Source organism: Acinetobacter sp. CY79, assembly GCF_059515845.1.
Map to the genome: position 1 here is coordinate 1 of NZ_JCAKMY010000016.1, position 13,973 is coordinate 13,973.

Annotated in this window: 12 protein-coding genes and 1 pseudogene; 7 read left to right on the top strand and 6 right to left on the bottom strand. The window is 39.3% G+C overall.

Annotated elements, in window-relative coordinates:
* The first annotated feature begins 63 nt into the window (after positions 1-63).
* The 3 genes from ahpF (at position 64) to AC5YCE_RS08160 (ending at position 2,985) form a co-directional block, all read left to right on the top strand.
* Complete coding sequence (gene ahpF / locus AC5YCE_RS08150; protein WP_496171664.1) at positions 64-1,629, top strand: alkyl hydroperoxide reductase subunit F; 1,566 nt, start codon at positions 64-66, stop codon at positions 1,627-1,629.
* A 174-nt stretch (positions 1,630-1,803) separates the two neighbouring features.
* Entirely contained in the window at positions 1,804-2,148 is a 345-nt protein-coding gene (locus tag AC5YCE_RS08155; protein WP_496127007.1) for a hypothetical protein, read from the top strand.
* A 135-nt stretch (positions 2,149-2,283) separates the two neighbouring features.
* Positions 2,284-2,985 (top strand): VIT1/CCC1 transporter family protein, encoded by a 702-nt coding sequence (locus AC5YCE_RS08160; protein ID WP_496171665.1) that lies wholly within the window; start codon positions 2,284-2,286, stop codon positions 2,983-2,985.
* 86 nt (positions 2,986-3,071) lie between these two features.
* On the opposite strand, the gene AC5YCE_RS08165 is transcribed toward AC5YCE_RS08160, so the two are convergent.
* Positions 3,072-4,370, bottom strand: a complete 1,299-nt coding sequence (locus AC5YCE_RS08165; protein WP_496127005.1) for a dicarboxylate/amino acid:cation symporter — start codon at positions 4,368-4,370, stop codon at positions 3,072-3,074.
* A gap of 508 nt (positions 4,371-4,878) precedes the next feature.
* Here AC5YCE_RS08165 and AC5YCE_RS08170 point away from each other — a divergent pair.
* Positions 4,879-6,089: pseudogene (locus AC5YCE_RS08170) on the top strand (YeeE/YedE family protein).
* Positions 6,090-6,171: 82 nt separating this feature from the next.
* Here AC5YCE_RS08170 and AC5YCE_RS08175 read toward each other — a convergent pair.
* Genes AC5YCE_RS08175 through AC5YCE_RS08185 form a run of 3 tightly spaced genes read right to left on the bottom strand, consistent with a single transcriptional unit; the run spans position 6,172 to position 8,443 of the window.
* Positions 6,172-6,297 carry a YHYH domain-containing protein gene (locus AC5YCE_RS08175; protein WP_496171666.1) on the bottom strand — a complete coding sequence of 42 codons (126 nt, stop codon included), beginning with the start codon at positions 6,295-6,297 and terminating at the stop codon, positions 6,172-6,174.
* A gap of 55 nt (positions 6,298-6,352) precedes the next feature.
* Complete coding sequence (locus AC5YCE_RS08180; RefSeq protein ID WP_496171667.1) at positions 6,353-7,156, bottom strand: TIGR03915 family putative DNA repair protein; 804 nt, start codon at positions 7,154-7,156, stop codon at positions 6,353-6,355.
* 27 nt (positions 7,157-7,183) lie between these two features.
* Positions 7,184-8,443 carry a putative DNA modification/repair radical SAM protein gene (locus AC5YCE_RS08185; RefSeq protein ID WP_496171668.1) on the bottom strand — a complete coding sequence of 420 codons (1,260 nt, stop codon included), beginning with the start codon at positions 8,441-8,443 and terminating at the stop codon, positions 7,184-7,186.
* 259 nt (positions 8,444-8,702) lie between these two features.
* Here AC5YCE_RS08185 and AC5YCE_RS08190 point away from each other — a divergent pair, with 259 nt between their 5' ends.
* Entirely contained in the window at positions 8,703-9,749 is a 1,047-nt protein-coding gene (locus AC5YCE_RS08190; protein WP_496171669.1) for an NAD(P)H-dependent flavin oxidoreductase, read from the top strand.
* A gap of 111 nt (positions 9,750-9,860) precedes the next feature.
* On the opposite strand, the gene dusB is transcribed toward AC5YCE_RS08190, so the two are convergent.
* Positions 9,861-10,883, bottom strand: coding sequence for a tRNA dihydrouridine synthase DusB (gene dusB, locus AC5YCE_RS08195; protein ID WP_496171670.1), 1,023 nt, complete (start codon positions 10,881-10,883; stop codon positions 9,861-9,863).
* An 81-nt stretch (positions 10,884-10,964) separates the two neighbouring features.
* On the opposite strand from dusB, the gene AC5YCE_RS08200 reads away from it, so the two are divergent.
* Both AC5YCE_RS08200 and AC5YCE_RS08205 read left to right on the top strand, forming a co-directional pair.
* Entirely contained in the window at positions 10,965-12,170 is a 1,206-nt protein-coding gene (locus AC5YCE_RS08200; protein ID WP_496126998.1) for a DUF1615 domain-containing protein, read from the top strand.
* The gene (locus AC5YCE_RS08205) at positions 12,137-12,784 is read left to right on the top strand and encodes an HAD family hydrolase (RefSeq protein WP_496126997.1); all 648 of its coding nucleotides are present in this window, start codon (positions 12,137-12,139) and stop codon (positions 12,782-12,784) included. Before AC5YCE_RS08200 ends, AC5YCE_RS08205 begins: the two co-directional genes overlap by 34 nt.
* 46 nt (positions 12,785-12,830) lie before the next feature.
* Here the strand turns inward: AC5YCE_RS08205 and proB are convergent, their stop codons facing one another.
* Positions 12,831-13,964, bottom strand: a complete 1,134-nt coding sequence (gene proB, locus AC5YCE_RS08210; protein ID WP_496126996.1) for a glutamate 5-kinase — start codon at positions 13,962-13,964, stop codon at positions 12,831-12,833.
* Positions 13,965-13,973 lie beyond the last annotated feature (9 nt).

A 13,973-nucleotide genomic window follows, 5' to 3' on the forward strand; every position in this document is an offset into this window, starting at 1 on the left:
TTTATAAGATTTGGCTATGATTCATTTATCAAATAAACATTTACTCCTTTGGAGACGTTAGCAATGTTAGATCAAAATACTTCAGCACAACTCAAAACACTTCTTGAACGCCTTGAAAGCCCAATTGAAATCGTGGCAACCTTAAATGGCACAGATAAATCCAACCAAATTAAAGAACTGGTTGAAGAGGTCGCAGCATTGTCTGATCAAGTCACTGCACGTTTCGACGGTAAAAACAGCCGTGCACCAAGTTTTGGGATTGCAAAAGCAGGTGAAGAGCCACGTGTATTCTTTGCAGGTCTTCCAATGGGTCATGAATTCACCTCTTTGATCTTGGCATTGCTACAAGTGTCTGGTTATGCCCCAAAAGTTTCTGATGAAGTGTTGGCTCAAATTAAAGACTTAGGCATTAAATCAAACTTTGATGTGTTTGTATCACTCAGCTGCCATAACTGTCCTGACGTGGTTCAAGCCTTGAACTTAATCGCGATCAATAACCCAGGTACAACAGCAACCATGATTGATGGTGCTTTCTTCCAAGACGAAGTCGAAGAACGCAAAATCATGGCCGTTCCAATGTTGTTCCAAGATGGCGCACACATCGGTCAAGGGCGTATGACTTTGGAAGAAATCATTGCCAAGTTAGATACGAACTCTGCTACCAAAGATGCTGAGAAGTTAAATGCCAAAGACGCCTTCGATGTACTCGTCATTGGTGGTGGTCCTGCGGGCAATACCGCAGCCATCTATGCGGCGCGTAAAGGTATTCGTACTGGGATCGTGGCTGAGCGCATGGGCGGTCAGGTCATGGATACCATGGACATTGAGAACTTCACGTCAGTTCAAAAAACCCAAGGTCCGAAGTTTGCTGCTGAAATGGAAGCACACGTCCGTGAGTACGGTGTGGACATTATGAACTTACAACGAGTGAAATCGATTGTGGGTGCAGATCAAACCACGTACGGCAATGTTGAAGTGACTTTAGAAAATGGTGCAAAACTTGAATCGAAAACCGTGATCCTGTCTACAGGTGCGCGTTGGAGAGAGATGAATGTACCGGGTGAAGCTGAATACCGTACTCGTGGTGTAGCGTACTGCCCACACTGTGATGGTCCATTGTTCAAAGGTAAACGTGTTGCGGTGATTGGTGGGGGCAACTCTGGTGTAGAAGCGGCAATTGACCTTGCAGGTATTGTGGAGCATGTGACCTTGGTTGAGTTTGATACCAAGCTACGTGCGGATCAAGTGCTTCAAGACAAGTTAAACAGCTTACCAAACACTACTGTGATCAAAAATGCCTTATCAACAGAAGTGGTCGGTGATGGCAAACAAGTGACAGCATTGAAATACAAAGACCGTACCACAGATGTTGAACACACTGTAGAGCTTGCCGGGATCTTCGTTCAAATTGGTTTGTTGCCAAACACGGATTTCTTAAAAGACTCGAAGGTTGAGTTAAGCAATCGTGGTGAGATCATCATTAACGAGCGCAACGAAACCAATGTGAAGGGTGTGTTTGCTGCGGGTGACTGTACCACTGTTCCTTACAAGCAAATTATCATTGCAACGGGTGAAGGTGCAAAAGCGTCTCTGTCTGCTTTTGATTATATGATCCGTTCTGGGCAGTAATCTTAAGATTTTTGAGTAAATCATTAGACCGATACATCTTTGTAGATGTATCGGTTTTTTAATTTAACGTATTCATTCATTTACAATTTTTAATCATACTTCCTATAAAATTTGTATATATTAACTTCATCCAAAATTTTGGATCAAAATAATACTGATATAAAGGTACAAAAAATGAATAAATTACTTGTTGCTTTAGGTCTTGCTGCTACTGTTGCTTTGGTTGGTTGTAATAAAGAGAAAGCCCCAGAAACAGGCGCAACAACGGGTGAACATTTAGAAAATGCAGCAAATCAAGCTGGCGCTGATATTCAAGATGCAACAGCGAACGCTGCAAACGCAACTGCAACTGCTGTAGATAATGCAGCTGATGCAACTGCAAATGCTGCCGATCATGCGGCTACTGCTACTGCAAATGCTGCTGATACAACTGTAGATGCAACTAAAAATGCAACCGCTGAAGCTGCTGCTGCAGTTGAACAAGGTGCTGCCAATGTAAAAGAAAAAGCTCAAAACTAATATTTCATGGTATTTTGAGTTAAAAATAGCCTCTAAATTAGAGGCTATTTTTTTCATTAAAGTTTGCATTATAGATTGCTAAATGAGCTATAAATTGAATATGTTATGTTCAATTCCCTCCAATAATATTTACCTATGTCACATTCTCATCATGCCGAACAACATTATATGCATCGTGCTGGCTGGTTAAGAGCATCAGTATTGGGTGCGAACGATGGCATTATTTCGGTCACTAGCCTTGTTTTAGGGATGGCAGCCAGTGGAGCTTCATCCAACACCCTCTTAATTACTTGTGTTGCTGGATTAATCTCAGGCGCGATTTCAATGGCTGCAGGCGAATATATTTCTGTTCAATCACAATCAGATATCGAAGAAGCTGATTTGAAATTCGAAGCTCATGAACTGAAGCACAATGCAGAACTAGAACTTAAAGAACTGACTCATATTTATATCAACAGAGGACTTACTCCTGAGCTTGCACATCAGGTTGCCGTTCAACTTTCTAAGCATAATGCTTTGGATGCTCATGCAAGAGATGAGATTGGCATTAACGATATTACTTCGGCAAAACCACTCCAAGCCGCTTTTTCTTCAGCTTTATCATTCTCATTGGGTGCATTCTTCCCGCTTATTTCCATATGGCTGAGCTCGGAACAAAATATCCAAATGGTGATTATGATTGTCTGCATTTTATCGCTGATGCTGCTTGGTGCAATATCTAGTTATTTTGCAGGAACCTCCATACTCAAAGGCAGTTTAAGGGTCACGCTCTGGGGAATCATCGCTATGCTCTGCTCTACATGGATTGGTTCACTATTTGATATCAGTCCAATGTGAATTCAATGAATCTAAATTAAAAAAAAGAGCCTCAATGAAGGCTCTTTTTTTAGCAATTTGATTTGATCGATAAAAGACTAAACCAATTAAACTGATTCAGGTTTTTTCAAAGCAGCATCAAGCTGTTCTTTGTCTAATGCCCCATCCCAACGTGCAACAACAATCGCCGCACAAGCATTACCCACTAAGTTGGTCAGTGCACGGCATTCAGACATAAAACGGTCAATACCGAGAATCAATGCCATACCAGCAACAGGAAGAGCTGGAATAACGGATAGTGTTGCAGCCAAAGTAATAAAGCCTGCCCCTGTCACACCTGCAGCACCTTTCGAGCTAATCATGGCAACCAATAAAATGGTGATTTGTTGCCAAATCGTCAAATCAATATTACACGCTTGTGCGATGAATAAAGCAGCCATCGTCATATAGATGTTTGTACCATCTAAGTTGAACGAGTAACCTGTCGGAATCACTAAACCGACCACAGATTTTTCACAACCCGCTTTTTCCATCTTATCCATCAAAGATGGCAATGCAGCTTCTGAAGAACTTGTACCCAATACTAACCATAATTCATCTTTGATATAACGAATCAAATCTAAAATTGAGAATCCGTTATAACGTGCTACTGCACCTAAAATCACCAAGATAAAGAGCAAAGAGGTAATATAGAAAGTCGCAATTAAAAGTAATAAGTTACCAATACTTGAGATACCAAATGCACCGATTGTATATGCCATTGCACCGAACGCACCAATTGGTGCAAGTTTCATGAGCATACCGACAAGATGGAATACTGGAGCAGTTAAACTGTTCATAAAGTCGGTAATCGGTTTCCCTTTCTCGCCCACTGCAGCAACAGCCAAACCAAAAAGCACTGCAACAAACAAGACTTGAAGAATATCACCACTGACAAATGGACTAATTAAAGTCTTTGGAATGATATTCAACAGGAAATCGACAATTGACGCATCATGTGCTTTTTCAACATAAGTCGCGACTTTATCACCTTCAAGCAGTGCAGGATCAATGTTCAGACCTTTACCTGGTTGAATAATGTTAGCGACGATCATACCGACAACCAACGCAAGTGATGAGAAGAACAAGAAGTAAATCATCGCCCTTGCCGTCACACGACCTACAGCCCCCATGTTGGTCATGCCAGCAATACCAGTAGCCACTGTTAAGAAAATCACAGGTGCAATGATCATTTTCACGATCTTAATAAAAGCATCACCTAGAGGTTTTAGACTCTCGCCAAACTCTGGCATAAAGTGACCCAGCAATACACCCGCTATGATGGCAAAAATAACTTGCACATAAAGAATTTGGTAAAATTTTTGCTTCTTGGGTGGTTGAGATTGCTCATCAACTTGAATATCCATAGAAGAACCTTTTATGAAATCAAATAATAAGAATTAAACTTTCGACTTATAACAACAGTGTCATCATCAAATATGTTTAAAGTATAAGTAAAACTTAGGTTGGCAATTCTAAATAAAAAAAATTGGCAATAAAAATCAAATGACTAAACCTTTAGTCTAATAAGAATGTCCTATTTTGATATGTATTTTTCCCTAAATCACTAAAAATAATATATACATATTCCGAAAAATCTAGATCTAATTTTTATTATAAGTCTTTTTAGCTATGACAGAGTTTTAAGCCAAGCGTCTCACAGCTTACAATCTATGATTATTTTTTTAATTTTTAGCAATATGAATATAACGACAACTACTCATAACAATAAAAAAAATATTGTTTAATCGTTATAAAATATAAATAGATATAGTTCACATAGCCTGTATTATCCTTCTGAAATTCTATGCGATTCAAAGACCCTAAAATTCGAATTTGCGTTAAAATTACTTTTTTAATTTCACTTCTCCTTTTATGTCCATTATGACTTCTAGTTCAAATCGATCTCAATCATCGATTTGGGTTGCTACACTTTTGATTATCGCAGGGACCATTGGTGCTTATCAGTTCGTGGGCTTAAATCAAGCTTTACTTTTCTTGATCGGTGGCGCGCTGGGTATGACCTTGTACCATGCATCCTTTGGTTTTACATCAAGTTGGCGTGTCTTTATAAAAGAACGTCGTGGACGTGGCTTACGTGCTCAAATGATCATGTTAGGTTTAGCTGTACTTTTATTCTTTCCTGCATTGGGTGCAGGAGAATTATTTGGCAATCCCGTTAAAGGTAATGTAAACCCAGTTTCTATGTCTGTGGCCATTGGTGCTTTTATCTTTGGGATCGGTATGCAACTGGGCGGTGGTTGCGCATCGGGTACGCTTTATACAGTGGGTGGTGGTAGTTCACGTATGATCGTGACGCTCATCTTCTTCTGTCTCGGATCGGTGATCGCAACATCACATTTAGATTGGTGGTTTGATCTCCCGCATTTAGCACCGATATCTGTTGTTGAGCAACTCGGTGTAGTGCCTGCCTTGATTGTGAATTTTGTTTTATTTGCGGTCATCGCATTGATCACTGTTGTGATGGAAAAGAAACGTCACGGTAGTCTTGAAATAGAAACTCAAGCTTCAGAACAAGGTTGGAAACGTTTCATTCGTGGTCCTTGGCCTTTGATTTGGGGTGGAATTATTTTGACTCTACTTAACTTTGCGACTTTAGCTTTAGCAGGTCGACCATGGGGTGTGACTTCTGCACTGGCTGTTTGGGGGGCTAAAGCCGTAAGTTTGGTCGGTGTCGATGTTGCTGCTTGGGATTATTGGCAAAACCAAGTAATGCCAAAGCCCTAGCAGAATCTTTATGGTTCGATATTACTTCGATGATGAACTTTGGAATCATGTTAGGTGCACTTCTTGCAGCGAGCTTAGCTGGAAAGTTCGCACCCAACTTAAATATTCCTAAACGCTCTATTATTGCAGCCATTATCGGTGGGCTGATGCTTGGTTACGGCGCTCGTTTAGCATATGGTTGTAATATCGGTGCTTATTTTAGCGGTATCGCATCAGGGAGCTTACACGGTTGGCTATGGTTGATTTTTGCATTTATAGGTAATGCTGTTGGCGTTAAATTACGTCCTATTTTCTTTCCAAATGAAAAAACACAACCTGAGAAATTAACATCTTGTTAATCCAGTAAGAAGTTAAGATTTCGCACTATTTCAACATAAAAAGCCTGTTTCATACAGGCTTTTTATGTTGATTGAATATGACTTAGTGACAATGTCGCGTCCCTGTTGCTGATTCAAGATGGCAACCATTTTTATCCGTACCGCCACTATGAGCAAATGTTGTTGACACCGAGAATAAAGCCGTTAATACAAGAATAATTTTAATCATACAAGCCCCCTTAAAAGATTAAAATATAAACATGAATATATTAAAAATCAATAAATTAAACAGTTTTTTCATTCATATAACGCCAATATCGCTTCGGCACATATTGAATATGAAGTTTGGCATTCTTACGGGCTTCAATATTGACGCTTCTAAAATAATCTTTCCAAAGCTGATCATATAAAACCTCTTCATCATCCAGTTCGATACTAAAACTTTGGCTCATCCCAATCTTTAAATGAGTATCTATTGCATGTGCATTCATCTGAACTTGGTGTACTTTTTTAAGATCATAATAAATCCCAAACTGACGAGCTTCATCATAAATTAACCATTGCTGATCTTGATAGCGACTTTTAAAATGCCGTTCAATCAATGGGAGCACATTAAAATCTGGTCGAACCAAACTCAGGAATAATCCATCTTTACATTTTTTAAAACGAACAAAGGCTTCCATGCGATGCTTTTCTCGCCCCACTTGCTTCGCCCACTGCGCAATACCTAAAACATCTCGATGACCATAGTCTCGATCTACAGGTTTAGAGGATTGAAAAACATAGATACTAAAGTTAAATAAATGCTGAAATGCGACTTGTTGTTCTGATAAAAATGAGTAATAAAAATTGCGTATACCATTTTCAGAAACTTTTTGTTTTAAACCTTGCCACACCCGTTGTGCATACTCTTCATTCGATTCCACATGTACAAATTCATCAAATAAACCTGATTGAATTAAACTCGAATCTTGCTCTGAAGTATGCGCATTCGAAAAAACAGTAACTTCAAACTCTTTAAATTGAAAAGCCCGATATACACAACTCAGTAATCCGGTCATCGTTCCATCAAAAACATAACGTGCCATCACCAATCCAGCCCACTTAAATTCAAGTTAAAAGCCAAAGCCGAGTTGCGGCGAAAGTTGCGACGTGTATTTAGATTGCCCAGCCTGTAATATTTGATGACGAATTTGACTTGGCATTAAATCTTTAATGAACTGAGGTGTATCTGCACAACGAATAAAATGTTGTGCTCGATTGTATGCAACGCCCATTCGTTTTAATTGATCAATATGAATCTGACCAAAACGACGCGCACTCACAATTTTCTTCGCAGAACGTACACCAATACCCGGTACACGTAAGATCATTCGATAATCTGCTTTGTTGATGTCAACTGGAAATTGCTCAGGATTTCTCAAAGCCCAACTGAGTTTAGGGTCTACCTCTAAATCCAAATTTGGATGTTGATTATTGACAATTTCATTGGCTTCAAAACCATAAAAACGCATAAGCCAATCTGATTGATAAAGTCGATTTTCACGCAACAATGGGGGCGCTGTACCCACAGCAGGCAAAGCTTTTTCCTCTGTATTAATTGGAATATAACCTGAGTAATAGACACGCTTTAGCTTAAACTCTTTATAGTGAAGATCTGCCATCAGGATCACATCCTGATCGGTCTCGTTGTCTGCACCAACCACCATTTGCGTGGTTTGCCCCGCAGGCACAAACTTAGGCACAGATTTAATCAATTTTCGTTCATCTTTAAACTGAATCAAACGATCTCGCACAATGCCCAAATCTTTTTGAACTTCTGCATGCGATTTTTCTGGCGCAAATTTAACCAACCCCACTTCTGTCGGCATTTCCAGATTAATACTCATACGGTCTACATACAAACCGGCTTCATGAATAATTTCCTGAGAAGCACCTGGAATAGTTTTTAAATGGATATAGCCATTAAAATTCTCTTCAAGACGTAGCTTTTTCACCACTTGAAGCATGCGCTCCATCGTAAAATCGGCTGATTTAAAAATCCCTGAGCTTAGGAATAGCCCTTCTATATAATTACGTCGATAAAAGTTAATCGTTAAATCGACCACTTCTTGAACCGTAAAAGCAGCACGCTGAATATCATTGGAACGACGAGAAACACAATAAGAGCAATCAAAAATACACACATTTGAAAAAAGAATTTTAAGCAACGAAACACAACGACCATCTTCAGTGTAACTGTGACAGATGCCTGATCCTGTATTGCCTAGACCTTTATCTTTATTCTTACGATTACTACCACTCGATGAGCACGAAACATCATACTTTGCAGCATCAGCTAAAATTTGAAGTTTTTCACGGATACGATCTGACATGAAGCACATCTCTGTAAGGAGTAACCAAACTATTATAAAAGGTTTAAGCTTTTCTTAGATGTCGGTCATCAATAACACGACATATGCTGTCGTATTATTTTTTGAATTTAGATTTCATGAAGGTCAATAAAAAGTTTTTAGTTGAAAGATCTGAATCACTCAAAATAAAAATAGATGATCCATTTATGAATAAAATAATGAAAATAATTTGCTTAGTCATCCAAGCTTAGGCAAATTGACTAAAACAAGGAGCGCCCTTATGTCTGTTTTAGAAATACTTGGTATCAAACATCCTATTTTTTTAGCCCCTATGGCAGGTGTCTCCACACCGACTTTAGCAGCGGAAGTCTCTAATCAAGGAGGACTTGGGTCACTTGGTCTAGGTGCTGCCAGTGTTGAGTCTGCTCGTCAGCAAATTTTAGAAACACAGACATTAACGGATCAACCCTTTCAACTCAATTTCTTTTGTCATGAATCAGTGACTCCAAACGAAACACAAAATCAGATTTGGATCGATCACCTGAAACCGTTATTCAAAAAATATGATGCTAATCCGCCTCAAAAATTAGACTGTATCTATCCAAGTTTTACTGATCATGATGATTTTTTAAATTTAGTTTTGGAAACACAACCTAAAGCTGTCAGCTTTCATTTTGGTATTCCCAAAGCACATCAAATTCAATCCTTAAAAAATGCTGGAATTATCACGATGATTTCAGCAACTAACTTAGCTGAAGCTTTAGCGATTGAAGCTGCGGGTATTGATTTTATTATTGCTCAAGGCATTGAGGCAGGTGGACATCGTGGGATATTCAATCAGAATATTGACAGTAGCATTAAAACTGCCGATTTAGTTCGCTTGCTCACATCACATTGTCAATGCCCTATTATCGCAGCTGGTGGCATTATGAATGGTTTTCAAGCTCAATATTTCTTAAGTTTGGGTGCTGCTGCAGTTCAAATGGGAACCGCTTTTGTACAATGTAAATCATCAAGTGCCAATGCAGCGTATCGTAAAGCCCTATTCGACCACCCAATTACACAAATAACATCAAGCATTAGTGGACGACCCGCGCGTGGAATTTTAAATGACTGGATGAGACTGGTTGATCTACCTGAACGGGTCAATGTAGCACCCTATCCATATGCTTATGATTTAGGGAAACAGCTGAATACAGCGGCAATAAAGGCAAAAAACACTGAATTTGGCGCATTTTGGGCAGGTTCAAATGTGTGTCAGATTCGTGAAATAGAAGCACAAGACTTGATGAATCAATTGGTCTTAGAAATGAATCAGTACGATTAATTTCAAATTAAATGCAATTACCCATTTTGATTAAAGATACACATCATTTATTCAAAATGGGAATTTAATTTCGTTCAAACAAATCAATTCTCATAAAGATTTTATAGAAAATTAAACCTCTAATAAATTTAACTTTTCAACTTGAACATCATTCATGTTACTGCCTTGATCCAGTAGCAAGTTGAAATAATTTTCTACAACTTTGGCTTGATCAACAGTACTTTCAACTTTGTACATCGATTGACGAAACTCATTACTTGAATGGAGTCCTCGCGTATACCAAGCAATATGTTTACGCGCGATTCGACAACCTGAGTATTCACCATAAAATTCATAAAGTTCTGAAAGGTGTCCTAAAAGAACATCTTTCACCTCTTGAATTGAAGGTGCGTCTAAATGCTCACCTGTTTTCAAATAATGGGCAATTTCTCTAAAAATCCAAGGTCGACCTTGAGCTGCACGACCAATCATGACTGCATCTGCACCTGTGTAGTCCAATACATATTTGGCTTTTTCAGGGCTATCAATATCACCATTGGCAATCACAGGAATATCAATGAGAGACTTCACTTCTTTAATCAGGCTATAACGTGCTGTATTTAAATACATATCTTCACGAGTACGACCATGCAGTGCCAATGCAGCAATTCCCGCTTCTTCAGCACGCTTAGCCACACGGATGATATTTTCTTGACCATTCAAATAACCCAATCGGGTCTTTAAAGTGACAGGCACATCTACGGCAGCGACCACAGCATCTAAAATTCGTGCAACTAAATCTTCATCTTTTAATAATGCAGAGCCTGCCAATTTACTGCATACTTTTTTTGCTGGACAGCCCATATTGATATCAACAATTTGAGCACCATTTGATACTTGATACCGTGCAGCTTGAGCAAGCTCTTCAGGTTCAGATCCTGCAATTTGTGCTGAAATGGGTGCCAACTCACCCTCAAAGTTGGCCCGATACAAACTCTTTTTACTCATTCGTAAAGTCTGATCAGACGTCATCATTTCACTGACCGCATGCCCCGCACCAAAGTATTTGCACAAGGTTCTAAACGGACGATCAGTAACTCCTGCCATAGGAGCAACAATTAAATTATTTGACAGTTGATACGGACCAATATACATATATATTCATACATTTTTTGACTGCCATAGTATACTCCATCCGCCTTTTCGGCTCACCCATTTATGAACGTGTTTTACGCTATGAAAAAAAGTTTTCACCCTTCACCTATTGTTCACGCGATTGCGCTTTTATCGACAAGTCTCTTGTTGACTGGATGTGGCAATGGTTCTTGGTGGGATGATGAAGAAAAGCACTTAAATATTGAACAAATCACAAAAGTGATCCCCACTCGCGTCAGTGAGCGTGATTTATGGGCGAAGGATATTTTCGATATCACCGAACAATTGGGTATTCCACAAAATAAAGAAAATGTCTGCACCATTGTCGCTGTCGTCGATCAGGAATCGAATTTCGTAGCCAACCCTACCGTACCCGGTCTGGGTCAAAAGGCGGTAAAAGAAGTTCAAGATCGCTTTGATGAGAAATTTAAAGATAAACTTGGAGAGAATATTGGTGGCACTGTTGCCAACTATTTCCAAGATGTTTTAAAAAACCAACCTACGCCAGAAAATAACTATTTGAAACAAATGGCAAAGGTAAAGACTGAAAAAGAGCTAGATGAGCTTTATCGTGAAATTTTTGCCTATATGGCAAAACATTATCACGTGAGTGCGCTGACAGGTGCTGCCAAGCTTGTCGGTCAAGATATCGGTGAAAAACTCAATCCGATTACAACTTTAGGTTCAATGCAAGTTCATATCAGCTATGCCAAAGAACATAAACGTCAAAGTGGGAGTATTGCTGAGCTTCGGACAGATATGTATACCCGCTATGGCGGATTATATTATGGTATCCATCGCTTAATGATGTACCCAGCTGATTATGATAAGCCATTATATCGTTTTGCGGACTATAACTCAGGACGTTATTCAAGTCGTAATGCAGCCTTCCAAAGCAAGATTAATTCACTCACTAAAACCGAACTGACATTAGATGGCGATTTATTACTGTATGGGAAGAATGGCAATCCAAGACCAGAAAAAAGTTCATCTGAGCGTGAACTGATCAATCTTTTCGCAGCGCATAATGTTTTAATTACACCAAAGCAAATTCGCTCAGATTTAAAACATGAAAAAGACGATGAATTTGAAGAAACAGCGACCTATAAAGCAGTTAAAGAGTTATATCTAAAGGACACTAAGAAAAAGGATTTTTATGCGATCATGCCTGAAGTTGTGATTTCAGGACCAAAGCTAAGTCGTGATTATAATACCAATTGGTTTGCAACTCGTGTAAATGGAAGATATCAAACATGTATGCAGAAAGCGCAAAGAATAAAAACTTAGCCTTGTTTGATTTTGATGGGACTTTGTGTTGCAAAGATAGCTTCACGGGTTTCATTTTTTACGCTTTAAAGAAAAGACATATTGTGAAACAAGGCATCAAAATTTTGCCTTGGATTCAAGCGTATTTCTTGAATATATATCCTGCTGATTCGATGCGCCCTCGTTTGTTTAAAGCCATGTTCGCAGATATGCCAACGCAACAATTACTTGATTTAGCACTAGAATATTCGCATCAACTTCGTAATAGCTTAGATCAACAAATCTATCGGCAACTGTTAAAACATAAACATAATAACGATGATGTCGTGATTGTCTCCGCATCTGTTGATTTATATTTAAAGGACATCGCAGAGCTACTTGGTGTAAATTTAATCTGTACCGAAGCTGAAGTTAAAGATGGCGTATTTACAGGCTTATTTTCAACACCTGACTGTAGTCGCGAACAGAAGAAAATTCGTGTCTTAGAACATTATCATCTTGATCAATATGAGGCTATTTATGCTTATGGCAACTCACACGAAGATTTAGAGATGTTTAGTCTGGCTGACTATACTTATATGGTCGGTAAAGATCAGATTCTCCCTATCATTCAACCATTAAAAAAGCTCGCCTAAGCGAGCTTTTTTAATCAAAACAAATCAATCTTCTTAATCAATAAAATTAGTAAATCGCCATATGATTGCGGTGGATCATTTCTAATGAACGCGCTTCACCCAATACCTGATGAACTTTATCAGAAGGCAGACCTTTCACAATATCCGCCGAACGAGAACTAAAGTTGACACGACCAACGGCAACACGTCCACCTTGTTGATCGACACATTCAACCACATCACCACGTTCGAAATGTCCTTCAACTGCTTTCACACCAACAGGCAATAAGCTCCGATGATTTTCTTTAATGGCTTTCACTGCACCATCGTCAAGAATTAATCGTCCAGCTGTTTGTAAATGCGCGGCTAACCACTGCTGATGCGCTGTGATACGGTCATTGTCAGTAATGAACAATGTACCAAGCATTTCACCCGCCATTAACCGTGAAAGTACGTGATCACTATCACCACTTGCAATCAGTGTTGGACAACCTGATTTTGCAGCTAAACGAGCAGCACGAACCTTAGTGAGCATACCACCTCGACCGAATTTACCACCACCACCCGCCATATCAAATAGACTTTCATCAAGCGCACGAACGGTTGAGAATAATTTGGCATTCGGGTTTGAACGTGGATCAGAGTCAAACATACCTTCTTGATCCGTGAGGATAATCAATAAGTCTGCATGAACCTGACCAGCAACCATCGCAGCAAGCGTGTCATTGTCACCAAAACGAATTTCATCTGTCGAAACAGTGTCATTTTCATTGATAACCGGTATCACTTTCCAATCAATAAGATTTTGAAGTGCATCGCAAGAGTTTAAATAACGTCGACGATCAGCCAAATCATCATGGGTCAATAATACTTGAGCCGTTTGTATGGAATGCTTTTCCAAAACACTCGACCAAGTGTGAATCAATCCCATTTGACCAATAGCTGCACACGCCTGAAGACTGGGTAGATCGGTGGGTCGATGCTCAAGTTTCATGCGAACCATCCCTTCAGCCACAGCACCTGAAGACACGAGAATAATCTCATGTCCTGCATTGTGAAGATCTGCAATTTGCTTCGCCCAATGCGAAATCGCTGCAATATCTAAACCTTTTCCATTTGCTGTGAGTAAAGAAGATCCGATTTTAACAACGATACGTTTGCAAGCCTTGAGCTGCCGCTGTCCATCTACCACTTCGATCATTTTGTCCTC

Coding starts and splice junctions, on each gene's coding strand:
- ahpF (WP_496171664.1), top strand. CDS start 64: ATGTTAGATCAAAATACTTCAGCACAACTCAAAACACTTCTTGAACGC.
- AC5YCE_RS08155 (WP_496127007.1), top strand. CDS start 1,804: ATGAATAAATTACTTGTTGCTTTAGGTCTTGCTGCTACTGTTGCTTTG.
- AC5YCE_RS08160 (WP_496171665.1), top strand. CDS start 2,284: ATGTCACATTCTCATCATGCCGAACAACATTATATGCATCGTGCTGGC.
- AC5YCE_RS08165 (WP_496127005.1), bottom strand. CDS start 4,370: ATGGATATTCAAGTTGATGAGCAATCTCAACCACCCAAGAAGCAAAAA.
- AC5YCE_RS08175 (WP_496171666.1), bottom strand. CDS start 6,297: ATGATTAAAATTATTCTTGTATTAACGGCTTTATTCTCGGTGTCAACA.
- AC5YCE_RS08180 (WP_496171667.1), bottom strand. CDS start 7,156: ATGGCACGTTATGTTTTTGATGGAACGATGACCGGATTACTGAGTTGT.
- AC5YCE_RS08185 (WP_496171668.1), bottom strand. CDS start 8,443: ATGTCAGATCGTATCCGTGAAAAACTTCAAATTTTAGCTGATGCTGCA.
- AC5YCE_RS08190 (WP_496171669.1), top strand. CDS start 8,703: ATGTCTGTTTTAGAAATACTTGGTATCAAACATCCTATTTTTTTAGCC.
- dusB (WP_496171670.1), bottom strand. CDS start 10,883: ATGTATATTGGTCCGTATCAACTGTCAAATAATTTAATTGTTGCTCCT.
- AC5YCE_RS08200 (WP_496126998.1), top strand. CDS start 10,965: ATGAAAAAAAGTTTTCACCCTTCACCTATTGTTCACGCGATTGCGCTT.
- AC5YCE_RS08205 (WP_496126997.1), top strand. CDS start 12,137: ATGTATGCAGAAAGCGCAAAGAATAAAAACTTAGCCTTGTTTGATTTT.
- proB (WP_496126996.1), bottom strand. CDS start 13,964: ATGATCGAAGTGGTAGATGGACAGCGGCAGCTCAAGGCTTGCAAACGT.